The sequence below is a fragment of the bacterium genome, assembly GCA_024224155.1.
Classification (GTDB): Bacteria; Acidobacteriota; Thermoanaerobaculia; order Multivoradales; family JAHEKO01; genus CALZIK01.
The window spans coordinates 1-24,450 of sequence record JAAENP010000402.1 but is presented as its reverse complement, the minus strand read 5'-3'; the positions used below and the strand labels follow the sequence as shown (position 1 = coordinate 24,450).

Here is a 24,450-nt window from a genome sequence, read left to right as displayed (position 1 = left end):
GCTCCGATAGGAGGACCATGACCATGAACGGATTCCACACATACGAAGAGACGGACCCCCGCATCGGTGACGTTGTCACGATGCTAGACGGTACGGGTACACACGTCCCCGAGCACCGGCCATTTTCGACCACGATGGTGGTCGGGTTTGAGCGCACCGACTACGGCCCGCTTGTCCATCTGTCGCGCGTTCACGCGCACCTAGACGAAGTGATGTCGAGCGTTCGGCAATCGCAGATCGCCGTCCAGGTTGAAACCTACTCGGTCGACCTTGCGGCCTTCCGCGCTCGATATGTCGCGTTCACTCGCGGCGCCTCGGGCGTTGTCGACAACCGAAACCGACACCTTGGGCTCGCCATGCCGTCATGGTGGAAGGGAGCCGCGTAAAGTGTGGACAGCGAAAGAGCTACGCGAGCTAGCGAAGACCAATCCGCGCATCCGCACACGCTTTCGGCGTTGCGGATCGTGCGGTTTGTATGTTGACCACCGCAACGCACGAAGGCACGGCAAAGCGTGCCGGCGTCGCAAGCGCGCCAAAAAGGAGGACTGACCACATGGACCCGAACGCAACCCTACAGCGCTACTTGGACGCCTACGCAGACGACGATCGCGCGGAGCTGACCGAGGCGGCCGACGATTACAACGCATGGATCGGCCGGGGAGGCTTCCCCGCGGAGCTGACCGACGGGCGCAAGGTCTTCGGGCTGAGCGCAAACTACTCCGAAGGCCCGCCGTCGTCGCCTGTAGGTGACGGCAAGAGCCCCGACACGTTCCTGGACCCGGACGCGCTACGCGAGGCGTCATGTTGATCGCCATGAGCGAAACGCTCAGCGGTCCCGGTGAGCACACCGGGGCCGTTCTCGTCACCCTCGACGGAACCCGCTGGACCGTCGGCGATCGTACGGGCCGGAGCGAGAGCGGTTACTACGGGTTCGTGACGTACACGTACGCCGTCACCGCGGACGCTGCGCACACCCACGACTACGAAGGCAAGCGCCGCAAGGTGCGCGCCGATTCGGAGGCGTGCTTTTCAACCGAGGACCGAGACGACTGGACGATCGACACGCTCGACGGCGATTGGTCCGTCGACGCGAAAAAGGAGAACCCTGACCGATGACTCCCGACGAATACCTCAGCGCGGAGCACGCTACGTGTGCCCACTGTCGAGCGCCGCGCCCCGACGTCAAGCCGCGCGTCAACCTGTACGCCGTCGAGGCGCGTAGCTTCGACACGACCGAAGCAATCGAATCACTGTGCGAGGATTGCGCGCGAGCGCTGTACCTCGACAGCTAGGAGGACTGACCGATGACTGAACCATTCACGCACCACATTCTCGCGGGTACCAGCGCCGACGCCGGCAAGGTGTTCGTCACCATCAAATGGGACGGCAAGCGCTTGTCCCTGACCGGCGTCGTTGGTCCGAAGCCGAGCGGCGACGCACGAGGCGGCTGCGGACAAATCGACGTCGCTGCTGAGGTCACCAAGCCCGCGAAAGGCATCGACGTCGCACGACTCGCGGACCTGTGGAAGCGCTGGCACCTAAACGACATGAACGCTGGGTGCGAGCACCAACGCGCCACGCTCGACCTATCGAAAACGGTGGAGATCGTCACCTACCAGCTGACGTCGGAAGCGCTTAGCGAATCCGGCGCCGTCATGACGCGCGCGAAGAAACTCCTCCGCGACGGTGAGACCGTCCAGCTTAGCGCCGAAGATCGCGCCCTTGCAGCGCTGCCTTTCCAAATGACCACGGCTCCGGATGCCGACTCGATCGGCTCCGGCCGGTACAAGGTGGTCAAGCGAGAGACGAAATCTGTCGGGTGGGTGAACGTGAACGAACACCCCGACGGGCTGCTGTCCAAGCCGTGCCCGGAATGCGGGTACAAGTACGGCACCGCGTGGCTCCGCGAGGAGGTCCCCGCCGATGTCATCGCGGAGCTACACGCGCTGCCCACAAGCGACGCGCTGCCCACCCGCTGGCACTGAGATCGTGCGCGCTTCGGCGCGCCGTCTCGACCTGCGCGCAAGCTGTCAGTTTGCACGTAGGTCGAGGCGTCTGATACACAGACGTCCAGGAGGACCTGACCATGAATGAAAATCAAAACTGGAACCCGAGCGAACCCATGAAGGTGCTCGCCGATGAGCCCGAGCGCTGGCACAACTTCCGCGAGCCCGTCAGCTTCGATGAAGCGGCCGAGATGATCGCGAAGGCTGCCGTCAAGGATGGCTCGCGCGAGGACTTTGGGATCGCGTCGCTCAAAGGCTACGTGCTCGGTCCGCGCCGCGACGGGGTCGCCTCGCTGGTGACGGCGCCGAACACGGGCCGAGAGCACCGGGAGATTCCGCTTCGGTCGCACGCGTTCGGCCAGCTCTGTGGTCGCCTCGGCGCGCCAGCGAGCTACGTGCGGGGCCTACCGACCAAGCTCCAAATGGCGTGCTTGAACTACGGAATCCAAAACCGCGCCGACGACGCCGGTAACCTCGTGCGGATGGCTGGCGGCGAGGCTCGCGCGATGCTGTCGCACGGGGCACGCGGCTACGCGCCGCTCGATAACGATCTGGTTGTCGAGACGCTTCGGGGCTCGCTGCAGCGGAGCGGTCTCCTTGGTGAGACGCGGGTCCGGTCGGTGGCGCTCGGTCGTACGTGCTCGCTGCGCCTGACGTTCCCTGAACACGACGCGGTGGTCAAGCACTCGCGGAAGGTCAACGACATCGTAGAGGTTGGGCTCGACGTTCTGAACGGCGAGGTTGGCAATCGCTCGGTGAGCATCACGCCGCTGGCGTGGCGCCTCGTGTGCCTGAACGGGATGCGACGCGCAGACCGCTCAGTGTCCACGCGGCTCCGACATGTCGGTGACCCGGCGCGGCTTCGCGAGTCGTTCCAGGACGCGGTCCCGCTGGCCATCGCAGCGAGCCGCGGCCTTCAGGAGCGCATGAACAAGGCCGTTGACCAGATGATCGACGGCGCGCTCGATGAAATCCTGGGTCTGACCCGCTTCGGGTTGAGCAAGGCCGAGACGCGTGACGTCGCACGCGACGTCATGGCGGAGCAACGGATCGCCCTGCCCAGCGACACGAAGGAATGGGGCGACATCCTGGCGGACGTCGACATCAGCGCCTTCGACGTGCTGAACGGCGTGACGCACATCGCGCAGGCCAAGGGCACCGATCGCCGCGTCGAGATGGAGGAAGCTGCGGCGCAGTACCTCTATCGCCGCGTCGCCGCCTGACCTACGCTGCGGGCACTCCGGTCCGGATTCGTCCTTCCGGTTCTGACCGTAGCCGCGCCCTCAAGACTCGCGATCTTGGGGGCGCCCCTCGGGGCGTTCGCATCCTGCGGACGCTCCGGTGGGCGCTCTCGCGCTCGACAGGAGGACCTGACCATGTACGACACAACCGCCCCGCTCATCGTCATCGACTGGGCGTGGAACGAAGAGGACAACCCCGCCGAGGCTGCCGTCAAGTATCACGACCGAGCGGCGACGCTCGACGACGCTTGGCGCGCAGTCAACGAATCCGACGTGGAGCAAATCATCTACGCCGACAAGGTCGAGGCGGACCGCATCATCGCGAAAAACCTCGACCACCACGTCATTGTCATCCGCGCGTGCAACACGATCACCGGCTGGCTTCGGAGGGTGCGCTCGTGAAACGGTGCGTCAAGTGCGACGCGCCCATCGAGGACCCGCACTGCGGACCGGACGAAGACGAGCGCTGTGAAGCGTGCGCCGACGTCGACCACACCCCCACCTACAACCCGCCCCCCGGCGTCGAGCTAGACGCGTTCGGCTTCCCCTGCACGCGCTGCGGCGCACGCTGCGGAAAGAACGCGCAGGCAACCAACGCCGAAGGCGTCTGCCTGCCATGCCGGCGCAACCCACCAGGCGAGCGCTGGCACGGTGGACCCATCCCCAAGGGGTGCGAGCTGTTCGTGCTCCCCACCGACATCGACCTGAGCGCGCTCGCCGCGCTCGTGAAAAAGGAGACCTGATCATGGCTGAAGAGAAGGAACCCGCCCGCTGCGCGGCGTGCGGCTGCAAGGATTTGCAGATCACTGCGTGGGTCATGCTGAACGGCAAGGAAGTCGTCGACGAGGAGGGACCTGACAATCAAGTTTTCTGCCCCGATTGCGATACGATGAACGCGGACATCGAGTGGCCCGAGGACGCGCGCAAGCGCGAGCAAACAGAGCGCCACGAAGTGCTTCGCGGTCTCGCGGAGGCTGCCTTCGAGGCGTTTCGCAACGGCTACGAAGCCTACGCTGCGCGCGTGTACAACGTCGACGGGGCCAAAGGCTACTTGCTCGGCGCCGCGGAGGACCGCGCGTGTTCGCACGCTGGGCTCGAAGCGTCACGCGCCTACGTGCGGAATCAACTCGATGAACATCACACCGTCGAGGAGCGCGTGCTACTCACCGAAGCGCTCACCAATCTCGACCTGGAATCGGTCACGTGGGAGGGCGCCAAGGTTGTGCGCCACATCCTGCAGGGACCGATCAGCTGAACCAAAAAAGGAGACCTGACCATGAAGACGACGAACCAAATCCGCTACCACCTATTCGACGGCGACGCGAACCACGTCAACGCGTGGCCGCTCACGCCCGAGGGCTACGCTGAAGCCATCCAAGAGACGAAGCGCTGGGCGCTCACGGCGATCGACAACATGCTCGAAGAGGTCAAAAAGGGCTACCTCAAGAGCGACGACATCCGCGAGGCCGACACGGCGTACTTCCTCGGGGTGGGCGACGAAGACCACGCGGTGATCTTCCTCTGCGCCACGGCCCCGATGGGCAATCTGAAGCTCACGCCCGTGACGCGCAAGTGCGCCGGCATCCGCGGCGGCTACGTCCTGGGAGGTGAGCTGTGAAGTACACCGTGACCCTGCTCGTCGAGGTCGACGAGGACGACCCCAGCCGCGTGCTCGATGAAGTGACTAGCGCTATAGAGTACGAAGTTGATCTAGACCAAGAAGCTGTCGACGCTGGCAACGCCGTGACCGTCGAAGAGCGCCACGGGGGCGACCCGCCCGTCACCGTTCCCGTCGATGTCGCCTTCGACCTGCTCCACGACGAGGTCAAGGCGCGGTCGATCGCGCTGAACCGACAGTGCCGAGCGCTCGTTGAAGCGGCCGAAGCACTCGACGCGAAAGCTCACCGTACGACTGTGGTGGGTGCTGACGTGGACAATGTGCGAAAGCTCGCAGTCCGCGTCGGGCACGTCGCTACAACCATCGACCTTCTGCGCGCTCTTCAGACGGAGCTAGAAAAGCAATGCAAGTGAGCCGACCCGAAGCGAAGCGAGCGCTCCACGCGGCGCTCATCCAGCACGGTGCGACCAAGAGGCCGGCGCGCCGTGCAGGCTATCGCTACATCATGAAGACGGTAGCGGGCAACCTCATGGTGAGCCCGTATGAGCCATCGACGTGCCCCGATGACTTGTGGGTCCACGCGCGCTTTGCGGAGCCCATCCGCGCTGAGCAGGTCGTCAACGCGACTCACGCGAGCCCCGACGCGCTCAACACATTCTCGGGGAAGTGGAACTTCACGAGCCACGACGCGTTCATCGCGGCGCTCGCCAGGCTCATGCAAACACAGGAGGACTGACCATGGCTGAAAAAGAAGAAGACCCGAACGACAAGTGGCTGGAGATCGGAACCATCCCGATCAAGCTAGCTGTCGACGCGGACGGCAAGCCGCGACTGGCGCTGTTCCTGCGCAACGGCATCGGCGATGGCACGCTGGGCAACGGCAGACGCTTCGATGTAGCCACCGGCATGGCCGGCAACACCATCGTCAACGTCTACAGCGGCGGCGACGAACACGGGCACGTCTTCATGGCGCGGCTTCACGACCTGATGACAGTCGTCGACGAGTACATGACCGCGCACTACCCGAAGGAAGGCTCGTGAAACTCTTCGAGGTATACGTAGACGACGAGTATCGAGGCGACGTCGAAGCCAAGGACGACGCCGCTGCGAAGCGCATCGCGAAGAAGGGCGGGCTCTACAAGCACGGAGAGGGGAAAGCCCTCATCGTGCAGTACGTGGCCGACCGCCCGGACCGAGGAAAGAAGACGCGCCGGCCCAACTGGCGGACCAAAACGAAGGAGCTGCGTAGGCGCAAGCCGAACCCCTTCGCGGGGCTCACACCGCAGCCACCACACGAGGACTGCGACTGCATCTCGTGCCTGCCGCACACCTACTGATTACAACCCGCGGGGCGGGAGGTTCCCTCCTGTCCTCCCGTCCCGCACTTTCTTTCAACCCAGGAGGCCAGGAGTGAACCGATGACCAAAAAGACACGACGCGAAGAGATCAAGCGCGATCTACACCAAGCGCTCAAGTACGCGTTCGACAACCCGACACGCGACACGGTCGACTCCGTGGCGTGGGCGATCGCTAACCAGCTCGACGAGCTGCACGATCGCGTCGACGCGGCGCTTGCTGCACGCGCTGACGAGTCGGAACCCGAAACTCTCCTCTCCAAGTTCGAGGCGCAACACGACGAGCACGAAGCATGGCTGCAGCTGTGCAAACACCTGGAGACCACCCACGACATCGAGGTCAACGCCGAGACCACGACGCCGTTGATCATGGCCATCCGCCTCTGGGGCGAGGAGCTGCACCGGCTGCGGCTCACGTGCCCCGAGTACGACGACGATGGGCTCACCGATGCGCGCCGCAACTACGCGCCCTACAAAAAGGAAATCACCTGATGGCGTGCGCGCACGCCGACAAGAAGCGGATCGGCCCGACCATCTACCATTGGTGTCGCGACTGCGGCGCTCTTGGGATGACGCTCACGTCATACTACACCGAAGAAGACAACAAGCCGCTGCCGAAAGGCACGCATCGCATCGTATGGAAGTGGGAGCAGCCCCGAAAGGAACCGAAATGATCTACGCCAACATGGTGGACTGCTACGTCCACGTCGCGGTGCGCGGCGCGCGCCTTCTCGACCCTGATGGAGTGAGCCTCTCCATCGACGCCGTCAGCGGGACTGTCATCTCCGCGGGGGCGGACTACCTGCGCGTCCATGCGTCCGAAGTCTGGCTCTCTGGCGAAACGGAAGCCGTTGAGGCAGACCCGCCTCAGGAGCTGACGCTACACGCCATGAGCATTGCCTCCGCGCAGCTTCTCGAGGAGCCCAGCGATGACGAAGAGGCCGATGATGACGAAGAGGAAGAGGATGACGAGGAGCATGATGATGCCTGACGGAATCGATCCAGACCTCATGCGCGACTGCGTCGCCAAGATCGTCAATCGCTTCGTGAAGGAAGCCGAAACCTACGAGGCGACCGAAGCAGAGTCAATCCTCGCCCACGATCACGTTGCGGAGCGTCTGCGCCAAGCCTTCCCCGAGGTGCGCTTCCCCCCGAAGCACCGCAGACCAACGTAGCCACACGTCCCCAGACACCCGTTGAAGCGCAGCGAGCCATGGTTTACCAGACACCCGGATGCATCGAGCGAGCCGCGGCTTGCCAGCCCACCGAAAACCCCCAGCGCGCCGAAACCGAGCAGGCGCCCATCTTTTTCGAGCGCGCCTCGTTACCGCAGCCACCCGTTCTCCTAAAGCGAGCCGAAGCCGAAGCATTGGAGACACCCACATGAACTTAGCGAGCCCTACGACAATAGACACCCGTGGTTGTTCAGCGAGCCGGGGAAAGTCAGTCACCCGCCAAATGCGAGCGAGCCATTTGATGCGAGAAACCCGCACCACTTCAGCGAGCCATTCGACGCAAGACACCCGCACCATTTCAGCGAGCCAAAACCAACAACAAGGAGACCTGACCCATGGAAGAAGCGACAACCGAGAAGCGAAACCCGAAGCCCGATCACAGTGACCTGACGGAGAACCAAATCCGGATTCGTCACGCGGTGGGGCTGCTCTACGACCTACAGAAGCTACGCATTCAGTCGGGCAACCGAACGAGTGCGGGCGTCGACACCATCGAGCTGGACGAGGCGGACCGCGTCTTCGTCGGCAAGCTCAGCACGGGCCTCGAAGCCGTCGAGAAGGACGCGCTCAAGGAGGTCAAGCGTCTGCTGAAGTGCGAGCCCATCTGGAACGCGTGGATCAAAAACCAGAAGGGCGTCGGACCGACGATGGGCGGCGTGCTCATCGCCTACATCAACGTCCATCGCGCGCCGACCGTGAGCAGCGTGTGGAAGTATTGCGGGCTTGCGGTCGTCAACGGCCAGTCGGACCGACGGCGCAAGGGCGAGAAGTGCGGGTACAACCCGTTCCTCAAAGCCAAGATGGTCGAGGTGCTCGCCGGCTGCCTCATCAAGGCCAAGTCGCCGTGGAAGGACATTTACGACGGCCGAAAGAACCGACGCCGCAATCAGCTCCTCGACGAGTGCATGGCGTGCGCCGGCACCGGCAAGATCAAGGGCGCCGTCTGTCTCAACTGCAAGGGCAAGGGCGGACCTGCGCCGTGGGGAAAGAGCGATGCGCATCGAGAGCGCGACGCACGACGCGTCATGGTCAAGCTCTTCCTCGCCGAGCTGCACACCACGTGGCGCACGCTCGAAGGACTCCCGGTCCGGCCTTCCTACGCGGAGGAGTACCTGGGCCGAAAGCATCATGCCTAGGAAAGGAAGACACCCACAAGGAAGCAGCGCGCCGGCAATGTAGAGACACCCGCAGGCTGCGAGCGAGCCGGAACCGACTAGACACCCGCTGTGTGTTAGCGAGCCGAGTTGCTCCAGACACCCAATAGAGCCGAGCGCGCCTTTTGGCATACAGACACCCGATCGGCTGGAGCGCGCCGCTCTTCAAAAGACACCCGTCGATCACAAGCGAGCTGTAAGTTATTCGACACCCAACAAAACCAAGCGTGCTGTAAGCATCAAGCCACCCGTTATATGCAAGCGAGCCGCACATCAGCAGACGTCCATCAAATCCGAGCGCGCCGCTGCACACGAGACACCCATCCCACGCGAGCGAGCCGTCCTGTACAAACCACCCGTTCCTTCATAGCGAGCCTCTCCCCCACAGACACCCGTTCCAGGGAAGCGAGCCGCACGCAGAAAGACCCTCATGAATGATTTCATCGACGACCTTGAACAATGGATGCGCCGGTCCGGCTTTCGTCAGTCGACCATCCGGCGCACCCTTCAAGACACCACGCAGCTGCTCACGTGGCTTCGTGAAGGGAAGGACCCTCCGCGGCGCCTCAGGGCCTCGGTCCGGCGCCTGGAGTTTTACTTCGACGACCTCGACGTCGAACCCATGAGCTGGCTCAGAAAGGGCATGGACGCCGTTCTGGCCGCGCCCCCACCCAAGACGCCGCTGGAGCGTCGCAGGGCCCGTCAGGGCCGTAAAAAGCGCCAGCAGAAGAGCTACGCCGACAAGGACTGGAAGCGGCTCTGGGTGGCCATTCGCGAGGACGACAGCACTCCAGCGCGCGTCATCGAGCTGATGGTGGTCACAGGGCTTCGGGTGGGCGATCTCCTTCGTCTCAGTCGACGCCGGCTGCGCGATGGTCTGGACCGCAATGTCATCACCATCGAGCAAAAAGGTGGTGACGACCGCCTCATCTACACCGAAGGCACCAGATGGCCGTGGAAGCGCCTCTACAGCGCGTTTGAGGGTGTCCACGCGAGCACCGTAGCTTGGCTCGTCGCGCCCAACGGCGATGGCTCACCGCTGAGCAGCGACGCGGCTTACATGGCCGTCAACCGACGGCTCAAAAAGCTCGGCAAGGACCTCGGTATTCCCGGCCCGCATCGCACACACCGCATCCGGCGCACCGTCGCCGTTCAAGCGCTCCGACTCACCGAAGACTTGCCGGCCGTCCAGCAGCTCCTCGGACACAAGAGCATCAACACCACACTCGGCTACGTGAGTGAGGCCAGGCCGGAGCGTGAAGCCGAGCTGCGAAAGCAGCTGGGACAGATGTTCCGGTCCGAAGACGAATGAACCAACAAGGAGAACCTGACCAATGGGACGAACAAAAAAGCAGACTACCGAGGTGACTTTCGCGGAGGTTCTCGGCGGCGTGATTCACGCTTTCCGAAAGAAACAGAAGGCTTCGCAGCGCGTCTTCGCAGAGCGCGCCGGTATCACGCAGGCGATGCTCAGCCGCATCGAGCGAGGCGCGTGCGACGTCTCTGTCGAAACGCTTTGGCAGATTTACGAAGGGCACGGCCTCGTTCCGTCGAGTGTGCTCCGCGCAGCTGAGACCATCTGGGATCAGCTCGAATGAACCGCGGCGCGCAGCGTGAGGTCAAGCGCCTCGTCAAGGACCTAACTCGACTCGGCTGGACGGTGACGCTCGGAAAGGGCGGACACTACAAAGCCGTCGCACCCAACCCCAACATCCCGGTCATCTTCATCCCGAAGACGCCGAGCGAATATCGATCCCTGAAGAACCTGAAATCCATTCTGCGCCGCTACGGCGTGTTCGTATGAGGAGACCTGACCAATGACACAATCCGGCGACGAACGCGGATTTCTCTACGAGAGACCGTTCTGTCCATCGACGCTGCCGACTAAGCCGTGCGTATGCGTTGTGTGCGGACAGCACGCGACGGCGACACACGAAATCAGCCGCTACCCGTTTCGCTACACACCACCAGAGTGGTCGGTCGCCGCGCGTGATCTCGCGCTGCGCTGTCCTGACTGCACGCGCCACAACAAAACAGCGCCGAAGTTTTACGAAGAGTACGACGTGTGGATGTACGAAGATGACCGCTACGGAGACGGCAAGTCGACGACGCAAATCAAGTTCATCCACCGCGCACAGTCGCTCCAAGTTGCTTACGCTGACCCCGACGCCAGCAACATCGAAATCAACGCCGTCACCATTGGCGGCGTAATCGCAGATTTAGAAACAATAGGCGTCATCGCCTCGGAGGAAACCATGACCAGAGAACAAGACGAAGACGAAATCCTGTACACGCGCAAGGGCAAGCTGAAAGCGCAGGCGCGTGAAGTCGGAGGCGCCATCGGTGCGGGCCTTCAGCTCGCAGCAGCCAACGAGGCCGGCGAGGTCCTCGTCGACATCGCTCGGGAGCTGGCCAGCGACGTCCCCGCTGTGCAGCTCGCGCTCGAGAGCGAGGACGGCCGAGAGATCGCCAAACTCCTGGTCGCCATGATGCTGCACACCGGCGTCAGTCAGACGAACGTCATCCCGCAAGGCCGGCTCATCGGCAAGGCGTGTCAGCTGCAGATGACCGCGTCGTCGTTCACGCTCCTCGGACCGAGGCTCAACAAGATGCGCAAACACCTGACGAAGCTCGCGAAGATCGGCGAGAACGTCGAGGGCGAGTACACCGAAGAGGAGATGGCCGTCGCCGACGCTGAGGTCGCCCAGGAGCTGCGTTCGCTCAAGCTCCGCATCGCCGAGCTGGAAGGTGACCGCGTCGAGGTCGAGGAAGAGATCGAGGTCGAAGAAGAGGTCGAGGGGGCCGCGCGATGAAGGCGGAAAAGTGGGTTCTTCGGTTGATCATAGGCGGCATAGTTTTGCTGCTCGTCTCGCTGCCATTCGGCATTTACTACGCCGAGGTCTCGATGGACGAAGCGTGCGCCACCATCTGTGAGACGCGACACTCGCGCATGAAGGAGCGGAACAGCATCGGCTGTCTCTGTGAAAACGGCGACGTCATCACCGAGTCACACGACTCGACCGTCATCATGCCGATACCAGTCGTACGATGACCAACATCTACGAAGAGCTGAACGAAGCCATCGGCGAGTTTGAGGACGCGCTCGAACGCGCTGGGCTGCTGTGGCCAGCGATGATCGAGGTTCCTTGCGACCCGCCGCTCACCGTGCGGTGGAACCACCGCGAAAATGACTGGTCGCTCTCCGTCCTGAGAACAGGCTCGAAGCAAGACTGGCAACCGCTTCTCAACGGCAATGTGGCGCACCGCGTCGCCGTGGCGCAACACACCGACCTGATCATCGATACCATCATGGCCAAAAGCGAAAACGACCGCGCCAAGATGCGCGAAGCCATCGCCACGTGGCGTCGAGCTGCTGCTGAGCTTGGCGACGAACTAGGAGTGAACCAATGAAGTACGTGATTCTGATTTTGACCCTGGCGGGCTGCGGTGCAGCTCATCCCATCGAGGACGCGAGCACCGATGCGAGCGTCGACACGTTCGTCGACGACGCTGTCGTCGATGCCGAACCGGACGCGGTACCCGACACCACGCCGGACACCACGCAACCCGACACGACGCCCGGACCGGACACGGCGCCTCCGCCGACCATCGACGTGGCTGACGCGTGCGCGCGGCTTCAAACCGTCTACGACGAGCACGCGCTCGACTGTGATCACTTCTGCCCGTGGGAAGGACGGCCCGGTCCGTGCGACCTGGCCGCAGTCGAAGCGTGCGTCGTCGCCATCATCTACGCCGCCGAGATGGACGACTGTGCCGAGTACACCTACCGCCTCGCCAACGACATCATCTGCGACGAGACAGCTTGCAACTGACCAGCGCGCCGTATCAGGACAAGCATCCGAGACCAGGAAGCGCGCCGAAACAAGCAGACACCCGCGGTAAAGAGCGAGCCGTATAACTGCAGTCACCCGGTAAAACGTAGCGCGCCGTTCATTGCCCACCAAGCGAGCCGTGCAATCGGAGGCACCCACCCTTGCGGAGCGAGCCAAAGGTTTGGAGACACCCACATGGGTTTAGCGAGCCGACGGACAATAGACACCCATGGACTCGAAGCGAGCCGAAGCCGAGTAGCCACCCGTTCAAATAGCGAGCCGACGAAACGTAGTCACCCATTTCAATCGAGCGAGCCGTGCTATCTTAGACACCCGTTGGCGCCAAGCGAGCCGTCACGGACCTGCGTTTGCGTCTTTCGCAACGCGCAAGCGCAGGTCCAGCTCGCATTGATCACGACAGCAGTGAAACGCGCCGATGTGCGTCTCGACGTAAACCTCGCGCCACGGCGGTGGGAGCTGTGCTTCGACGATGTTCGGTGACGCGACCGCGCTCAATGTTCGGCCGCATTCATCGCAGCGCCAAAAGCCGTAGTGCTGCTCGTCGAAGTGCGCAGACACCGCTCACGCTACGATACGCACGTCTCGGAAGATTGTGAACGCGCCCACGACAACGATGAACGCGCCCATGGCGACGACGCTCGCGATGAAGATTGGGCTCGTCGGCTCGAACGTCCACGGGTCCCGTAGCGGCTCGTCAGGCAGCCCCTCGGCGCTCAGGTCGAGACCGGCATCGTTGATCCCGAGCCCCGAAAGCGTCGGACCGGAAGCTGGCGCCTGCCCCCCTCGCGCCGTGTCGAGGGTGATGGTGCCGTTGCGCGCGAGCTGCACACCGCGCTCGCTGAGCCACTGCTCGGGATCGATGTTGAGCGCGCGGTACGGACCGGGAAATGGCGCGGAGCCGTCGCGTGCGGGTCGACGCACCTCGAAATGGAGGTGCGAGCCCATGCGCGGAAACTTTCCGTTGGTGGTGTTGCCCACCGTGCCGATGAGCTTTCCCGGACCGACGCGCTGACCGAGGATGGGGTAGACGTGGTTCAGATGCGCGTAGACGGTCCGTGTCCCGTCGTCGTGGCGAATGGCGATCACGTTGCCGTAGCCGCGCGTCCGTCGGGCCTGGTCCGCCTCACGGCCGATGTACTCGATCTCCCCGCCGTCCGCTGCGAAGACGGGATCGCCACGGCTGCCGCGGAAGTCGAGCCCCGCGTGGAAGGTGGGCTGGCCCGACGTACGCCCGATGCGCGTGCCGAAAGCGGAGGTGCGCCGGGAGCGCGCGGGATCAACGGGTGGTGCGGCCATCTGTCATTCCTATGAGGCCGTGCGCCTCGGCGTATTCGACGGGGTCCTCAGCTTCGAGGTACGGCTGCGCTTCGCGCAGAAACTCGACGAACGACTCTTCGCCTTCGCTGCCGGCGAGCGCAGCTTCGTCGCGGAGCGCGGTGAACGCGACCCAGCGTTCCGCGAGGTACTGGTACCAAACCTCCGCCTCGGGGTCGGCATCGAACAGCGCGATGAGGCCAGGCACTGGCGGCTGTGATGCGAGGTTCGTCTCGATGTCGTCGGGCTCGAGCCCCGTGCCGGGTGCGTTGCGCGCCTGATAGCCCAAGTCCCACAGCACGTTGATGAGCAGCATGAGCTGATCGTCGGTTGGCGGATACTTGAAGCCGAGAAACTCAGTAAGCGCCCGTTTGGCGTTCCACGCTTGGTCGTAGAATATCGCGCCACCGACCTCACCCAACACCTCGTCCGCCCCCCTGTACTGCACGCGTCGCTCAAGCATGTCACCGACATTGAGCCACGTGCCGTCGCTCGTGTGTTCCCACTGAGGCTCCATCTCGAAAAACACCGCAGCGGCGCCTTCCGGTGGGACAAACTCGTCGAAACCGCCGCCCTCCGCAACCAACGGAAACTGCGCATCGAGCGCGCGATAGAAATCGTCGCGTGCCCAATCGTCCCACGCTTCGCTCTCGCGCTCCATACGCAGCTCGGACTCGTCGTCCTCATCAAAGATGGGATACGACATGAGCGCGTTGTACGTCTCGATGAGATCGGTGTCGGTCGTGTCGGCCGCAAAGTAGATAGTGCCGGCGTCGACGGTGACTTCATCGTTGTCTTCGTACGCTCTGAGTAGCGATCGGTGGTTCGACTCCATGGTGACATCGGTCTCGCCATACGGGTTCAACGTGGTGTACGGCACCTCCACCCAGCCGTCGTCGGTGACGTGCGGTTTCTCAGCGACGTCACGCAGCCGCACCGCCGTGTCGACCTCGTAGGCTTCGTCGGGCAGCGGATCGAAGACTTGGGGCTCTGGCATCAGACTTCCTCGATTTCGACGTGGTCCCACCGTTCGATGAGCGGCACAGCGTGGCCGGGGTCCGTGATGACAATGCGCTCGCCGTAGTCTTCGCGCACGACGAGCCCGATGTTGTCGGCGTGGACGTCGGCGAGGAGAAGACCGTTCTCCAAGAAGAAGGCGAGCGACTCGCCGAGGCCGTCGGACAGGTACGTGTGCTCCATCATCTCAGCCTGAATCGCGAGGAAGCGCAGCAGCGCCGCGAGTCGCTGCGCGCCACGCGTGCGCTGAAAGAAATCGATGTTCTCCCCGGCGTCGTGACTGATCTGCTTCCACGCCCAGTCCGCGTATTTGTCCTCAGCTTCGGCGACGAGCGCGTAGGGGTCCTTGCTGCGCTTGAGCTGCTTTCGCACGGCCTCGGCGTACTGCCGAAACTCGTGAAGGTTGTGGAACAACGCGGACATGCTGCGCGCCATGTAGCCACCGTCGTCGCGCTGCATCGCACTCGACCAATGCACCAGACTGTCGCGACCCACGCGCACCGCAGCCTCCCGCCACAGAACGTAAAGGGGACGCCGACGATGAAACGCGTTCTTGATTCGGTAGATGGCGTAATACTCGACCATCCCGTTCCACGCGTTTGGGTCATTCATACTGAGCGCCGCTGCGACGAAAAACGCTTCGGTCACGTCCGACGTGAGCTTGACGACAACGTTGGGCTCGTACGTCGGCATGACGCAGCCGTAGCGGCCGCAGCCGTACTCCTCGAAGCTGACCTTCGCGCGGCCCTTGCCATCCTCGGTGACGAGCGGCAGCCACTCTTCGTTCGGCACGACGGCGCGGACACGGTCCCAGGCCAAACCCAGATGCCGGTCAACCCATGCCGTTTCGCCAAGACCCGTCATCAGTTCGGTTGATTGTCGGCGATCCAAGTCGCCATGTTGAAACGGCGGCACAGTCGCTTAGCGACGAGGGCAGCGTCGTACGCTTCCTCGTAATGGTCTTCGCACAAACCCGCATCGATGGGGACGTAGCCACCTGTGTGGGCAGCCAGTTGGTTCTCGACGGGCTCTCCGCAGCCCACCGCGCAGCGAGGCCGATCTGCCATTTCAACGAACGCGTATCCCATTGCTCAGTGCGCTGCGGCCCAGCTGCATCCGTTGCGCTTGCCGATGCGAATCGCCTTGTTCGCGAGCTTCTGTTTCTTCTGCTGACGCGCTCTCTGGTACGCCGCGAGGGTGCCTTTGCAGCTCACGCGCTGCCGGCCACGAACGCTCTTCGCGCAGACCGGGTACTTGCGGTTCTTCTGGTCGAGGAAGCAGCTCTTCGGCATCTTCTTGCGCGTGCTCATCTTCTTCGGCGCCTGCTTCGCCCAGCCCTTCGTTGGCGGCGCCGCTTTGCCAAGTCCAGCGAACATGGACGGACGATCGGCGAGCGTCGCCCAGAGCATCCACGCACCGAGTAGGCCCCCCGCGACGACGACCATGCCGATTGCCTTGGGGTCGATTTGACCAAGGCCCTGAAGCTGCCCGAGCGAGCGGACGTTGTAGCGCGACGGATAGACGTATTGCATCAGAGCAGACCCTCTTCCTCTTCGACGAAGACGCGCGCGATGCCGACCGCCGCGCCGCTCAGGATGGAGAACAGCGCAAACTGCGCCGCTCGAGCTTCGTTGCCGCGTGCGGAAGCGATGAGACCCCCGACAGCGAAGACCGCGGAGACCGTAATGCCGCTGATTTGGAGCAGCCGTGCGGTCCTGCGCGAGACGTCCTTGGGCATTCCAGCAGGTTTGGGGCCTGTTCCGGTGGCGGTCACGGCCGCCGCGGCTAGGCCGCGAAGGTCCCGAGGCATCACCGCCCCGGGCCGCAGCGCGGCGTTTTGGCTGCAGCCGGCGCAGGCGCCGATGGTCGGGATGACGCGGTTCACAGCCTCGAGTCTAGCTCAGGGGCGTAGGAGGTGAAACGGCCGCCTTATCGACCCATTCTCGACGCAAATCGTCCTTGGCCCACTCTGGAAGCGTCGCAAGCAGCACCTCGTCGAAGCCTACGGGCAGCGAACGCGCCTCGAACGCCTCGTAGCTCCACAGATTCACGCCCGTTTTGAAGTCGATGCAGCCGAGACCATGGTCGTCCCAGCCCAGCCGCGTCCAGGACTGTGACGACAGCGCGCCGCCCATCGGAGCGTCGAGCCCGCGCTCCATTTCGTCAGGCCAGAGCTTCCACGCCGCCTCGTCGAGGAGATCGCTTCGTACCATCCGGCCCGGCCCGATGAGCTGCGGCGGATTGCTCCACCACGCAGCGCGGCGGTCCACCAAATCGAGCACCCACAGATCGGTCAGGCCCACGAGCGGCTTGTCGGCGTGGGCTGCGAGCGCATCGAAGGGGTTGCGGAGCGGAAACAGCAGCGGCGCCTTCGCCACAAGCCAATCGTCGGAGCCGATGAGGATGAACGCGTCTGGCTGCGTGGCGCGCACCGCGGCGAGCATCACGTTGTGTTTCTGTCCCAGCGGCGCGTTCGGCGTGCGAACGATGTGCCAACCAAGCGTTCGGGCTGCGCGCTCCGCCCAGTCTTCGCTCACCGCGCATACCAGCTCGACGTCGACCGCGGCCTCTCCAGCGAGCTTGGCGTAGTAGCCGAGCGTCAAAATCTCGATGCGCGGACGCGCCCACAGCGTCGTGCCGAGCGTGAGCTTCATTTCTTGATTTTAGCCCAGGTGCGGCGCAGTCCGGACTTGGTCGCCTCGAAGCCGATCGCGACGAAGCCGACAACCAGCTCTCGTGCGATCAGCACCAGAAACTCGAATGCGCCGTCGAAGGTGTGGTCGTCTTTGTTGCCGACCGCTTGGTGAAAAATGCTCATCCGCCTCCGTCCTTCGGGCAAACGAAAAGCGGCCAGGCTTTCACCCGCCGCCCTCCGCCTCGGGCTTCCTCGTGTGTAGGGAAGGGGCCCGTCTTGTTGTGATCTCTTTTCTACCAGCCCCCGGAGGGGGCGGCAAGATCAGCTCGCCCCGTGGACCCGGTGCCAGGCGGCGATTCGCGCTTCCCAGGCCGCGATCAGCTCCGCAGGCGGAATCGAGTCCTTGCCGCCCTTGCCGAAGGCGATGTGTACGACTTCACCTACCATCATGAAATCGTCCGCTGAAGGCGGCTTGGCCTTCTTTTCCTTCTTTTTCTTGCGGCTTTTGTCGGCCGCAGACCCCGCGCTCGCCGGCTGGTTCCCACGTCGCCCACGGCCCCTGCCAGTGCGCGCCTGAGCCCCCGCTTCGGGTCCTGCAGACCCTTCGACCGTCTCCGAGCCGCCCCCCTCAGGAGCCGTCTCAGGCGCCTTGGCGTCGCCCCCTTCGTCGGCCCCCTCGCCGCCCTTCGCTGCGCCGTTTCCGTCTTTGCCCGCCATGCTGCTCGTCCTTCTGACTACGCGTCCGCCCATCTCCAACCTCCACTGTGTAAAAGGAAAGGGGGGTATAGCACAGCGGTGATCGCCGCGTCAGGGTTGTTCTGGCTCTGGCTGCTTGGGGACGTAGCGAAAGACACCGTCGTTGGTGTTCAGGTTCTGCGCGACGTAGTCGTCACCGGGGCTCAGCTCCTCAGCCGTCTCGTTCATCAGGAGCTGAAACTCGTCGTTGAGCTTCTTGAACGTCGCATCGTTGCGGAGTTTGCGATCGATCGCCGCATTGGCCTTCTGTTGAAACTCGGCGACGACAACGTCGCTGATCTCTTTGCGCTTGTTGTCGAGCTTGAGCTGAAGCGCTTCGAGCTTGAAGCGCGTGGCTTCGTCTTCTATCTCGACCTCGATCGGCGCCGCACCATTGGCTCTGGACCGCTTGGCCGCTGCCGCCAACTTCTTCGCCGCCGCCAACGTCTTCTTCGTCGCGGTCTTCTTACGTGCTGCGCGCTTCTTCGCCGCTGTCTGCTTGGCTGTCATATTGGACACCTCCAAAGCCGAAGCCTAAAGACGGCGCGACCCGAGTGCAAGACGAGTGTGGAGGTGTCCCACACTCGAGCCAGCACCGTCAGACGACTGTACCGGCAAAAGCGGGGACTCGCACGATCAGCGCGGTGTAGAGCGCACGCATGACGACGTTGAAGACGGGCCGACCCGCGGCGCCGGGTGGGACCAAAGCGCCATTGACGAGATCGCTGTAGGCGAGGTCTTCGTCGATTTCAATGCCGCCAGCGCCAGTGTGCGGGCCCCGGTCCTCGAAGATGACGGGGTCGACCGCCACATTCTGTGCGCCGATCCACACCCCATCAACGGTATTGCCGTACTGGGCGAAGATCGTAAGTTCGCGCGCTTCGGGTCGCGGGTCCCAGTCGATGATCTTGACCTCCATGAAGGTCCGTTCGGGCCTGCGTCCGTGCGCGGGGAGTATGAAGGGAGTATTGAGCTGAATGATCATTGTGTGTCTCAGTCTACTCCCGGAAAGCCGAGAATGCGCATGTCGCCCATGTAGCCTTGGCCGGCTGCCGCGTGTTCGGTGAACGCGATGCCGACGTTCTTGATCGAGCCGCCCGTGCGCCATCCCGCGTCCCACGACGAAGCCGGCGACGTACCACCGCCAAACGCAGTCCAAGCGGACGTACTCGCAAGGATGTCTTGCTCTTCCGCGCCGAACGGCAGCACGTTGGCCAAGATGCGCATTCCTGGGTCGTTGCTCGCATCGGGCTCTCGAAGATCGAGCGTCACGCGCATCCAGGTGCCTTCGTCTGTGTTGAGAACAGAGCCGGTCAGATCGATGAAGGCGCCAACGTTGATGCCGTCGTCACCATTACCTGTCACAGCTCGGATGTTCGTCGACACCCGGTAGAAACTCACGCGGTGCGTGGGGTCTTGATAGCCGATGATCAGATGCGGCGTGCAGTTGAGCCCCAGATTGCCAGCCTGACGCGGACCCAGTCGCGCTTCCACGATGAAGCGATCAGGTAGCGTCGGCACATCGTTGAACGTGTAGAACGCCGTTGGCGTACCGCTACTGCCCGTGAACGAATGGACGACGATCGGCGCGTCAGATGCGTCGAGATTGACAGGCGATTCCGTAGCGATAGTGCTCTTGGCGATCGTTCCGGTTGGAGTGCCTATCACACCATCTGGCGTCCCGTCACCGTCGCCAAGCTGCGTGACGCCGGAGCCATCCCATGCCCACAAGACCTCAGCACCGCCGTCGATGTCGGCCTGCGAGTTGATGGCGCCAAACTCGGTCATCCGAAGAGCCCCGTCGCTTGAAGGTCGGCGATCATGGTGCCGACCACATCGGCCAGCTCGTTGAGCGACGTGCTGTTCGCGTCGAAGCTGCGGTCGGTGGTCACATTCGTCGGCGTGTACGCCGAGGACTGCCCGACCGGCGTGGCACCGAAGAAGCCGATGCCATTCGTGTTGAAGTCGCCGATGGTGATGTCGCCGTCGGCCGCCGCGCCTGTGCCCGCACCGCCTCTGATGGCGACGTCGCCACCGGCCGCGCCGGTACCGCCATTGTCGGCTCCGGCCGCGCCGCCTACGACAATGATCGCGCCGCCAGCCCCAGACGTTCCCGTCCCACCTGTGTTGGCACCCCCTGCGCCTCCCTGGAGAGTAGCGAAGCCGCCCTCTCGGCCCGCGAGCGCCGCGGCGCTCGCGCCGCCAATACCGCCAATCACATTGGCATCGCCGCCCGACCCACCGAACGTACCGGCTGCGAGCACAACTGCTCCAACGCCGCCGCGCATCTGCACCAGACCACCATCGCCGCCTTGACCCGTTGCGCTAGTCCCACCCGTTCCGCCGGTGTGAGTGCTGCCGCCACCGTCGCCGCCCAGGTTCGCGCCACTACCAGTGCCGCCAGTGCCGCCCACGACGCTGAGGGTGCCGCCAGAGCCGCCAGAGCCGGCTGCATTGTCGGAACCGGCACCCGGCTGCATTTGTATCAGGAAGCCGGCCGAGCCATCGGTCAGTGCGTTATCGTCGGTCGCAAAGGTGAACGCCTGACTCGCAATGAAGTCGTCCATGTTGATGCGCGTCGTCTCTGTACCGTCTGTGATGCTCAGCGCATCGCCTGTGCCGCCCGACGTCATGAAGGCTCGGTAACCCGCACCCGAAGAGCTGGCGCCCTGCACCGCGTTGAAGCACGCGATGTTCGCGGTCGCCGTGCTGTTGACCCCGACGCCCGCAGTGGTGTGTCCGGTGCCGAGTGACATGTTGATGCCGAAGCCAGACTGCGACTCGCCGCCGGGACTCATCGAAATCTGAATGCCGTCGCCCGAGCCCGTGTTCGTGCGGTCGAGCTGCATGAGATCGGTCGAGTCGGCCGAGTTGCTGATGTCGACCGTACCATTGGCAGTGGTCACAGCAATCGTGTTGCCGCCCGCGTAGGCGCCCTGAAGGTCCGAGACACCGCCCGCGCCAAAGGCCGTCCAGGTGCTGGGGGCTCCCGTCTTCTGGTACAACGTCGCGTTGACCGCGTCGATGAAGAGCGAGCCCAGCTCGCCCTCGGTCACATTCCCATCGGGATCGGCGTCGCCGAGAAAGATTGACGCCTCATCCGCGCCAGTGCCAGACGTGCGCATCTGGATAAACTCGCCGTAGTTGACGGTCTCGGCGCGGGTCGCTTGGTCCATCAGGAGGGGGTAACGCGGATCGGCCGTCGTGCCCGCCACGCTGCTGGTGAGTCGCACCGCGGACTCCGCGCTCGTCGATGAGCTGGTCGAAGCGTGCGAGAGGCGAAACGACGGATTGTTGACGCTGGCGCCGCCGGTCACATCCAGCGGAATGCCGACCGCGTTCCGGTTGATGTCGAGCGAGCCGACGATGTTGACCGACGGGTTGTCCGTGCTGTTGCCGATGTTGATCGATGTGTCCCCAGCGCCGGTCGAGACCGTCGTGGCGATGTTCACGTCACCGTCTGTCGTGCCGGAGAAACCGGGATCGAGGTTGACGCTGCCTCCGAGACGGCTGCCGCCTGCACCAGCGGAGTCGCCGCCAGTGATGGTCACGTCGCCGCCATCGCCGTCGAAGATGCCGGTCGAACCAGCATCTCCACCACTGAGAGTCAGATTGCCACCGTCACCATCACCGAAGGATGCGGAGTCGCCGCCCGCGCCGGCTGCGACGCTCAGATCACCGCCTACACCACCTGTGCGGCCAGCGCCCGTAGCTGCACCACCTGCGCCAGCAGTGATCGTTCCCGCGCCGCCCACACCGCCATCGTCTGTGCTGCCGTCGTTTGCACCGCCCGCGCCCGCGACATAGACGGCCGCGCCGCCAGTGCCGCCGTCGGTGCCCGTACCGACTCCGCCCGCTCCGGCAGTCAAGCTGATGTCTTCACCGGCCGTCGCCGCAGCAGCCGCAGCAAGCGCGACGGTGTTGTCCGGCGTGCCAGTCGTCATCACTGTGTCGAGGCTTGGCACGGCGCCACCTGCCGCCAGCTCGTTCAGCGCACCGATGACCGAGGTCGCCGTAAAGCCGACGAGGTCGACATCGCCAGCGCCAGGACCGTTGAACGGGATTGCCGACGTCGCACCGCGCGAGTCGAACGTGATGTCCGAGCTTCCGCCCGAGAGAACAGACACATCGCCGGGAAGCGAGCCGTTGCCGATGGTGATGGCTTGCGTAACCGAAGGCCCGATGTTGACGTCGCCGTCGACTGAACCGCCAGAGCCGCCGCCGCCTGCGATTAGGACATCTGCGCCCGCAGCGCCGCCTCCTCCTCCGTCAGTACCGGCATTGCCGCCAGTGATGGTGTTCAGGCCACCTGCGCCCGCCGCGCCTGTAGCAGTGCCTGCACCGCCGCTTCCGCCAGTGTAAAAGCATCCGCCACCTGCACCACCTGCAATCGCAGCCGTCGCAGCGCCGCCCGCTCCGCCGACGAAGAAGGCCGATCCACCGCTGCCCGCCGATGTCGCATCGGCTACGCCGCCTGGGCCTCCAGCGACCGTGATGAGTCCACCACTGCCGCTTCCAACGCCGCCGCCTAGGCCGCCTATGCCGCCGCGGACTGCCGTGAGACCGCCTGAACCGCCAGTCTCACCCCCGCCAGCAGCACCCGCACCACCAACGCCTGCGGCTACGCTAATCGGACCACCAGCGGCGCCAGAACTTCCACCTGAAGCCACAGCGCCTGTGCCACCATCAGCCGAGAAGGTTCCGCCTGCGGTACCTACGGTCGTCGAGGTGCCTGCGGTCGCCGACAGATTGCCGGCGGCTCCCGTGCCGCTAAGGATACTGATGTCGAGGTCGTTGCCGCTCGACTGAAAGATGAGGCCGGGGCTGATTCCTGTTTGGTCCTGGACGCCATCGGTCACGAGAACACCAGTGCCGCTTCCGCCCGCTACGACACGAACACCACGGCCGGTCGTCGTTGCGCCCATATTGATGTCGATACCGTCGCCGGACCCTGCAAAAGAGCGGTCGATTGTCAGCACATCGGTCGTGTCTGCCGAGTTGGACATCGCGACTGCACCATTGGCAGTCGTGACGGCGATGGTGTTACCCGCAGCGTACGCCTGCTGAAGCGTGTTGCCGGCGCCTGCGCCAAACGCCGACCAGGTGCTGGGCGCACCCGTTTTCTGATAGAGCGCCGGAGTCGCCGCATCGAGGAACAGCGAACCAACATCGCCCGAAGTGACATTGCCGTCGGGATCGGCATCGCCGATGAAGATGGACGCCGTTTCCGCGCCAGTACCTGTGCTGTTCAGCTCGATCAGCTCAGCGATGTTGACGCCGCCCTCGGCCGAGCTTGCGCTGGTTAGGTCGAGAATGCCGCTGTGTGTCCAGCGCGTGGTTCCCGAGCCCGAGTTGACGGCCACGGCCGCGCTCGTGCCCAGGTCGACCGAAACCGACGCGTCGATGCTCACGACGCCCGCAGAGGCCGCAGGAACCGAAGCCCCGCCGGCTTGGAGGACAACACCACCTGTGGTGCCCAAACCCGAACTGATGGAGGCCAAAGACACGTCGCCACTGGTCGCGCCTGCGGTGCTCGAATCGCTCAGGATGTCGATGTCACCGGCTGTCCCGGCACCTCCAATGGTTGTCGTAACCTCCATCGAGCCCGAGTCCGCGAGGAGCTGTAGAATGTTCGCCCCCGCGTTGACGTTGACTGCGCCGGCTGCGCTGACCCCCATCGCTGTCGTTCCGCTGATCTGAAGATCGAGAAGCGATCCTGTGCCGCTCGTCTTATTCGCGAAGATGGCGGGGCCGTCTCCCGCGTCGACGATGTGCAGGCCATCGCCTGTCGCACCTGCGGCGAGATCGACACGCAGTCCGTGCCCTGTCGAGCCCGTACCCAACGCCACTTCGATGGCATTGCCTGTGACGGCTTGACCACCGGGCCCCATATCGACGAAGAGCCCTCGACCTCCGCCAACGAACGTGCGTGAGATGTTGACGTTGTCATTGGTATTGAGGCTGTTGACGAAGTCCGCGGTGACACCGTCGGCCGCCACGTTCATCTCTGTCGTCGTGAGAATCTGGCCAAATGCAGTAGTCATCCGATGATCCCTGTGAGCTGTAGGTCTTCGATGAGAGTGCCAAGCACGTCGGCGATCTCGTCGACGTTGGTTGAATCTGCGTCGTACGTACGGTCGGTCGTGACGTTGGTGGGCGTGTACGCTGCGCTCTGCGGCGTGGGTGCCGTTCCGTAGAGGCCGAAGTTGGTGCCCGTGTGCGCGAGATCGCCGGCGAGGAGCGTTAGGCCGGACTGGACCCAGAGTGCTGCGTTGATGGTCGAGGC

The 24,450-nt window shown here is 63.9% G+C and carries 39 protein-coding genes; 26 read left to right on the top strand and 13 right to left on the bottom strand.

Features of this window, described 5'->3' with window-relative positions; all coding sequences use genetic code 11:
* Window positions 1-23 precede the first annotated feature (23 nt).
* The 26 genes from GY769_20210 to GY769_20085 all read left to right on the top strand — a co-directional run bounded on the left by GY769_20210 (window position 24) and on the right by GY769_20085 (window position 12,442).
* Window positions 24-386, top strand: a complete 363-nt coding sequence (locus GY769_20210; GenBank protein ID MCP4204247.1) for a hypothetical protein — start codon at window positions 24-26, stop codon at window positions 384-386.
* 167 nt (window positions 387-553) lie between these two features.
* A complete protein-coding gene (locus GY769_20205) occupies window positions 554-808 on the top strand; it encodes a hypothetical protein (GenBank protein ID MCP4204246.1) in 255 nt (84 codons plus the stop codon).
* A complete protein-coding gene (locus tag GY769_20200) occupies window positions 802-1,116 on the top strand; it encodes a hypothetical protein (protein ID MCP4204245.1) in 315 nt (104 codons plus the stop codon). Before GY769_20205 ends, GY769_20200 begins: the two co-directional genes overlap by 7 nt.
* The gene (locus GY769_20195; GenBank protein ID MCP4204244.1) at window positions 1,113-1,292 is read left to right on the top strand and encodes a hypothetical protein; all 180 of its coding nucleotides are present in this window, start codon (window positions 1,113-1,115) and stop codon (window positions 1,290-1,292) included. Before GY769_20200 ends, GY769_20195 begins: the two co-directional genes overlap by 4 nt.
* 12 nt (window positions 1,293-1,304) lie before the next feature.
* The gene (locus GY769_20190; GenBank protein ID MCP4204243.1) at window positions 1,305-1,985 is read left to right on the top strand and encodes a hypothetical protein; all 681 of its coding nucleotides are present in this window, start codon (window positions 1,305-1,307) and stop codon (window positions 1,983-1,985) included.
* 101 nt (window positions 1,986-2,086) lie between these two features.
* A complete protein-coding gene (locus tag GY769_20185) occupies window positions 2,087-3,229 on the top strand; it encodes a DUF945 domain-containing protein (GenBank protein ID MCP4204242.1) in 1,143 nt (380 codons plus the stop codon).
* Between the two features lie 153 nt (window positions 3,230-3,382).
* Window positions 3,383-3,649: a hypothetical protein gene (locus GY769_20180; protein ID MCP4204241.1), complete on the top strand. Its 267-nt coding sequence runs from the start codon at window positions 3,383-3,385 to the stop codon at window positions 3,647-3,649.
* Complete coding sequence (locus GY769_20175) at window positions 3,646-3,990, top strand: hypothetical protein (protein MCP4204240.1); 345 nt, start codon at window positions 3,646-3,648, stop codon at window positions 3,988-3,990. Before GY769_20180 ends, GY769_20175 begins: the two co-directional genes overlap by 4 nt.
* Before the next feature lie 2 nt (window positions 3,991-3,992).
* Window positions 3,993-4,502 carry a hypothetical protein gene (locus tag GY769_20170; protein ID MCP4204239.1) on the top strand — a complete coding sequence of 170 codons (510 nt, stop codon included), beginning with the start codon at window positions 3,993-3,995 and terminating at the stop codon, window positions 4,500-4,502.
* A 21-nt stretch (window positions 4,503-4,523) separates the two neighbouring features.
* Entirely contained in the window at window positions 4,524-4,865 is a 342-nt protein-coding gene (locus GY769_20165; GenBank protein ID MCP4204238.1) for a hypothetical protein, read from the top strand.
* Window positions 4,862-5,278 (top strand): hypothetical protein, encoded by a 417-nt coding sequence (locus GY769_20160; protein MCP4204237.1) that lies wholly within the window; start codon window positions 4,862-4,864, stop codon window positions 5,276-5,278. The genes GY769_20165 and GY769_20160 overlap by 4 nt, the downstream gene beginning before the upstream one ends.
* Entirely contained in the window at window positions 5,275-5,601 is a 327-nt protein-coding gene (locus GY769_20155) for a hypothetical protein (protein ID MCP4204236.1), read from the top strand. The genes GY769_20160 and GY769_20155 overlap by 4 nt, the downstream gene beginning before the upstream one ends.
* 2 nt (window positions 5,602-5,603) lie before the next feature.
* On the top strand, window positions 5,604-5,906 hold the full coding sequence (locus GY769_20150) for a hypothetical protein (GenBank protein ID MCP4204235.1): 303 nt from the start codon (window positions 5,604-5,606) through the stop codon (window positions 5,904-5,906).
* Window positions 5,903-6,202: a hypothetical protein gene (locus GY769_20145; protein ID MCP4204234.1), complete on the top strand. Its 300-nt coding sequence runs from the start codon at window positions 5,903-5,905 to the stop codon at window positions 6,200-6,202. The genes GY769_20150 and GY769_20145 overlap by 4 nt, the downstream gene beginning before the upstream one ends.
* Before the next feature lie 81 nt (window positions 6,203-6,283).
* Entirely contained in the window at window positions 6,284-6,712 is a 429-nt protein-coding gene (locus GY769_20140) for a hypothetical protein (GenBank protein ID MCP4204233.1), read from the top strand.
* On the top strand, window positions 6,712-6,894 hold the full coding sequence (locus GY769_20135; GenBank protein ID MCP4204232.1) for a hypothetical protein: 183 nt from the start codon (window positions 6,712-6,714) through the stop codon (window positions 6,892-6,894). The genes GY769_20140 and GY769_20135 overlap by 1 nt, the downstream gene beginning before the upstream one ends.
* Complete coding sequence (locus tag GY769_20130) at window positions 6,891-7,211, top strand: hypothetical protein (GenBank protein MCP4204231.1); 321 nt, start codon at window positions 6,891-6,893, stop codon at window positions 7,209-7,211. The genes GY769_20135 and GY769_20130 overlap by 4 nt, the downstream gene beginning before the upstream one ends.
* Window positions 7,198-7,395 (top strand): hypothetical protein, encoded by a 198-nt coding sequence (locus GY769_20125; GenBank protein MCP4204230.1) that lies wholly within the window; start codon window positions 7,198-7,200, stop codon window positions 7,393-7,395. Before GY769_20130 ends, GY769_20125 begins: the two co-directional genes overlap by 14 nt.
* A gap of 395 nt (window positions 7,396-7,790) precedes the next feature.
* Entirely contained in the window at window positions 7,791-8,591 is an 801-nt protein-coding gene (locus GY769_20120) for an IS110 family transposase (protein MCP4204229.1), read from the top strand.
* A 448-nt stretch (window positions 8,592-9,039) separates the two neighbouring features.
* The gene (locus GY769_20115; GenBank protein MCP4204228.1) at window positions 9,040-9,921 is read left to right on the top strand and encodes a tyrosine-type recombinase/integrase; all 882 of its coding nucleotides are present in this window, start codon (window positions 9,040-9,042) and stop codon (window positions 9,919-9,921) included.
* Between the two features lie 22 nt (window positions 9,922-9,943).
* Window positions 9,944-10,207 (top strand): helix-turn-helix transcriptional regulator, encoded by a 264-nt coding sequence (locus GY769_20110; GenBank protein MCP4204227.1) that lies wholly within the window; start codon window positions 9,944-9,946, stop codon window positions 10,205-10,207.
* Window positions 10,204-10,413, top strand: coding sequence for a type II toxin-antitoxin system HicA family toxin (locus tag GY769_20105; GenBank protein MCP4204226.1), 210 nt, complete (start codon window positions 10,204-10,206; stop codon window positions 10,411-10,413). Before GY769_20110 ends, GY769_20105 begins: the two co-directional genes overlap by 4 nt.
* Window positions 10,414-10,426: 13 nt before the next feature.
* Window positions 10,427-11,422, top strand: coding sequence for a hypothetical protein (locus tag GY769_20100; GenBank protein ID MCP4204225.1), 996 nt, complete (start codon window positions 10,427-10,429; stop codon window positions 11,420-11,422).
* Window positions 11,419-11,661 (top strand): hypothetical protein, encoded by a 243-nt coding sequence (locus tag GY769_20095; protein MCP4204224.1) that lies wholly within the window; start codon window positions 11,419-11,421, stop codon window positions 11,659-11,661. The genes GY769_20100 and GY769_20095 overlap by 4 nt, the downstream gene beginning before the upstream one ends.
* On the top strand, window positions 11,658-12,020 hold the full coding sequence (locus tag GY769_20090; GenBank protein MCP4204223.1) for a hypothetical protein: 363 nt from the start codon (window positions 11,658-11,660) through the stop codon (window positions 12,018-12,020). Before GY769_20095 ends, GY769_20090 begins: the two co-directional genes overlap by 4 nt.
* Window positions 12,017-12,442, top strand: a complete 426-nt coding sequence (locus tag GY769_20085) for a hypothetical protein (GenBank protein MCP4204222.1) — start codon at window positions 12,017-12,019, stop codon at window positions 12,440-12,442. The genes GY769_20090 and GY769_20085 overlap by 4 nt, the downstream gene beginning before the upstream one ends.
* 582 nt (window positions 12,443-13,024) lie before the next feature.
* Here GY769_20085 and GY769_20080 read toward each other — a convergent pair.
* From GY769_20080 to GY769_20020, 13 genes are all read right to left on the bottom strand, one after another.
* Entirely contained in the window at window positions 13,025-13,759 is a 735-nt protein-coding gene (locus GY769_20080; protein MCP4204221.1) for a M23 family metallopeptidase, read from the bottom strand.
* A complete protein-coding gene (locus tag GY769_20075; GenBank protein ID MCP4204220.1) occupies window positions 13,740-14,774 on the bottom strand; it encodes a hypothetical protein in 1,035 nt (344 codons plus the stop codon). Before GY769_20075 ends, GY769_20080 begins: the two co-directional genes overlap by 20 nt.
* Window positions 14,774-15,658: a hypothetical protein gene (locus tag GY769_20070; GenBank protein ID MCP4204219.1), complete on the bottom strand. Its 885-nt coding sequence runs from the start codon at window positions 15,656-15,658 to the stop codon at window positions 14,774-14,776. The genes GY769_20075 and GY769_20070 overlap by 1 nt, the downstream gene beginning before the upstream one ends.
* A gap of 227 nt (window positions 15,659-15,885) precedes the next feature.
* Window positions 15,886-16,104 carry a hypothetical protein gene (locus GY769_20065; GenBank protein ID MCP4204218.1) on the bottom strand — a complete coding sequence of 73 codons (219 nt, stop codon included), beginning with the start codon at window positions 16,102-16,104 and terminating at the stop codon, window positions 15,886-15,888.
* Between the two features lie 221 nt (window positions 16,105-16,325).
* Window positions 16,326-16,679, bottom strand: a complete 354-nt coding sequence (locus GY769_20060) for a hypothetical protein (protein ID MCP4204217.1) — start codon at window positions 16,677-16,679, stop codon at window positions 16,326-16,328.
* A gap of 10 nt (window positions 16,680-16,689) precedes the next feature.
* Entirely contained in the window at window positions 16,690-17,448 is a 759-nt protein-coding gene (locus GY769_20055; GenBank protein MCP4204216.1) for a hypothetical protein, read from the bottom strand.
* Window positions 17,445-17,612 carry a hypothetical protein gene (locus tag GY769_20050; protein ID MCP4204215.1) on the bottom strand — a complete coding sequence of 56 codons (168 nt, stop codon included), beginning with the start codon at window positions 17,610-17,612 and terminating at the stop codon, window positions 17,445-17,447. The genes GY769_20055 and GY769_20050 overlap by 4 nt, the downstream gene beginning before the upstream one ends.
* A gap of 138 nt (window positions 17,613-17,750) precedes the next feature.
* Window positions 17,751-18,146 carry a hypothetical protein gene (locus GY769_20045; protein ID MCP4204214.1) on the bottom strand — a complete coding sequence of 132 codons (396 nt, stop codon included), beginning with the start codon at window positions 18,144-18,146 and terminating at the stop codon, window positions 17,751-17,753.
* Between the two features lie 90 nt (window positions 18,147-18,236).
* Entirely contained in the window at window positions 18,237-18,674 is a 438-nt protein-coding gene (locus GY769_20040) for a hypothetical protein (GenBank protein MCP4204213.1), read from the bottom strand.
* 88 nt (window positions 18,675-18,762) lie between these two features.
* Window positions 18,763-19,149 (bottom strand): hypothetical protein, encoded by a 387-nt coding sequence (locus tag GY769_20035; protein ID MCP4204212.1) that lies wholly within the window; start codon window positions 19,147-19,149, stop codon window positions 18,763-18,765.
* 8 nt (window positions 19,150-19,157) lie between these two features.
* Window positions 19,158-19,952, bottom strand: a complete 795-nt coding sequence (locus GY769_20030) for a hypothetical protein (protein MCP4204211.1) — start codon at window positions 19,950-19,952, stop codon at window positions 19,158-19,160.
* Window positions 19,949-24,208: a hypothetical protein gene (locus GY769_20025; GenBank protein ID MCP4204210.1), complete on the bottom strand. Its 4,260-nt coding sequence runs from the start codon at window positions 24,206-24,208 to the stop codon at window positions 19,949-19,951. Before GY769_20025 ends, GY769_20030 begins: the two co-directional genes overlap by 4 nt.
* The coding region (locus GY769_20020) for a hypothetical protein (protein MCP4204209.1) at window positions 24,205-24,450 on the bottom strand (246 nt) is incomplete at its 5' end. The genes GY769_20025 and GY769_20020, both read right to left, overlap by 4 nt.

Excerpts from the sequence above, each read along its gene's own strand:
- GY769_20210 (MCP4204247.1), top strand. The coding sequence starts at position 24 with ATGAACGGATTCCACACATACGAAGAGACGGACCCCCGCATCGGTGAC.
- GY769_20205 (MCP4204246.1), top strand. The coding sequence starts at position 554 with ATGGACCCGAACGCAACCCTACAGCGCTACTTGGACGCCTACGCAGAC.
- GY769_20200 (MCP4204245.1), top strand. The coding sequence starts at position 802 with ATGTTGATCGCCATGAGCGAAACGCTCAGCGGTCCCGGTGAGCACACC.
- GY769_20195 (MCP4204244.1), top strand. The coding sequence starts at position 1,113 with ATGACTCCCGACGAATACCTCAGCGCGGAGCACGCTACGTGTGCCCAC.
- GY769_20190 (MCP4204243.1), top strand. The coding sequence starts at position 1,305 with ATGACTGAACCATTCACGCACCACATTCTCGCGGGTACCAGCGCCGAC.
- GY769_20185 (MCP4204242.1), top strand. The coding sequence starts at position 2,087 with ATGAATGAAAATCAAAACTGGAACCCGAGCGAACCCATGAAGGTGCTC.
- GY769_20180 (MCP4204241.1), top strand. The coding sequence starts at position 3,383 with ATGTACGACACAACCGCCCCGCTCATCGTCATCGACTGGGCGTGGAAC.
- GY769_20170 (MCP4204239.1), top strand. The coding sequence starts at position 3,993 with ATGGCTGAAGAGAAGGAACCCGCCCGCTGCGCGGCGTGCGGCTGCAAG.
- GY769_20165 (MCP4204238.1), top strand. The coding sequence starts at position 4,524 with ATGAAGACGACGAACCAAATCCGCTACCACCTATTCGACGGCGACGCG.
- GY769_20150 (MCP4204235.1), top strand. The coding sequence starts at position 5,604 with ATGGCTGAAAAAGAAGAAGACCCGAACGACAAGTGGCTGGAGATCGGA.
- GY769_20140 (MCP4204233.1), top strand. The coding sequence starts at position 6,284 with ATGACCAAAAAGACACGACGCGAAGAGATCAAGCGCGATCTACACCAA.
- GY769_20135 (MCP4204232.1), top strand. The coding sequence starts at position 6,712 with ATGGCGTGCGCGCACGCCGACAAGAAGCGGATCGGCCCGACCATCTAC.
- GY769_20130 (MCP4204231.1), top strand. The coding sequence starts at position 6,891 with ATGATCTACGCCAACATGGTGGACTGCTACGTCCACGTCGCGGTGCGC.
- GY769_20125 (MCP4204230.1), top strand. The coding sequence starts at position 7,198 with ATGATGATGCCTGACGGAATCGATCCAGACCTCATGCGCGACTGCGTC.
- GY769_20120 (MCP4204229.1), top strand. The coding sequence starts at position 7,791 with ATGGAAGAAGCGACAACCGAGAAGCGAAACCCGAAGCCCGATCACAGT.
- GY769_20115 (MCP4204228.1), top strand. The coding sequence starts at position 9,040 with ATGAATGATTTCATCGACGACCTTGAACAATGGATGCGCCGGTCCGGC.
- GY769_20110 (MCP4204227.1), top strand. The coding sequence starts at position 9,944 with ATGGGACGAACAAAAAAGCAGACTACCGAGGTGACTTTCGCGGAGGTT.
- GY769_20105 (MCP4204226.1), top strand. The coding sequence starts at position 10,204 with ATGAACCGCGGCGCGCAGCGTGAGGTCAAGCGCCTCGTCAAGGACCTA.
- GY769_20100 (MCP4204225.1), top strand. The coding sequence starts at position 10,427 with ATGACACAATCCGGCGACGAACGCGGATTTCTCTACGAGAGACCGTTC.
- GY769_20095 (MCP4204224.1), top strand. The coding sequence starts at position 11,419 with ATGAAGGCGGAAAAGTGGGTTCTTCGGTTGATCATAGGCGGCATAGTT.
- GY769_20090 (MCP4204223.1), top strand. The coding sequence starts at position 11,658 with ATGACCAACATCTACGAAGAGCTGAACGAAGCCATCGGCGAGTTTGAG.
- GY769_20085 (MCP4204222.1), top strand. The coding sequence starts at position 12,017 with ATGAAGTACGTGATTCTGATTTTGACCCTGGCGGGCTGCGGTGCAGCT.
- GY769_20080 (MCP4204221.1), bottom strand. The coding sequence starts at position 13,759 with ATGGCCGCACCACCCGTTGATCCCGCGCGCTCCCGGCGCACCTCCGCT.
- GY769_20075 (MCP4204220.1), bottom strand. The coding sequence starts at position 14,774 with ATGCCAGAGCCCCAAGTCTTCGATCCGCTGCCCGACGAAGCCTACGAG.
- GY769_20070 (MCP4204219.1), bottom strand. The coding sequence starts at position 15,658 with ATGACGGGTCTTGGCGAAACGGCATGGGTTGACCGGCATCTGGGTTTG.
- GY769_20065 (MCP4204218.1), bottom strand. The coding sequence starts at position 16,104 with ATGAGCACGCGCAAGAAGATGCCGAAGAGCTGCTTCCTCGACCAGAAG.
- GY769_20055 (MCP4204216.1), bottom strand. The coding sequence starts at position 17,448 with ATGAAGCTCACGCTCGGCACGACGCTGTGGGCGCGTCCGCGCATCGAG.
- GY769_20050 (MCP4204215.1), bottom strand. The coding sequence starts at position 17,612 with ATGAGCATTTTTCACCAAGCGGTCGGCAACAAAGACGACCACACCTTC.
- GY769_20045 (MCP4204214.1), bottom strand. The coding sequence starts at position 18,146 with ATGGCGGGCAAAGACGGAAACGGCGCAGCGAAGGGCGGCGAGGGGGCC.
- GY769_20040 (MCP4204213.1), bottom strand. The coding sequence starts at position 18,674 with ATGACAGCCAAGCAGACAGCGGCGAAGAAGCGCGCAGCACGTAAGAAG.
- GY769_20035 (MCP4204212.1), bottom strand. The coding sequence starts at position 19,149 with ATGATCATTCAGCTCAATACTCCCTTCATACTCCCCGCGCACGGACGC.
- GY769_20030 (MCP4204211.1), bottom strand. The coding sequence starts at position 19,952 with ATGACCGAGTTTGGCGCCATCAACTCGCAGGCCGACATCGACGGCGGT.
- GY769_20025 (MCP4204210.1), bottom strand. The coding sequence starts at position 24,208 with ATGACTACTGCATTTGGCCAGATTCTCACGACGACAGAGATGAACGTG.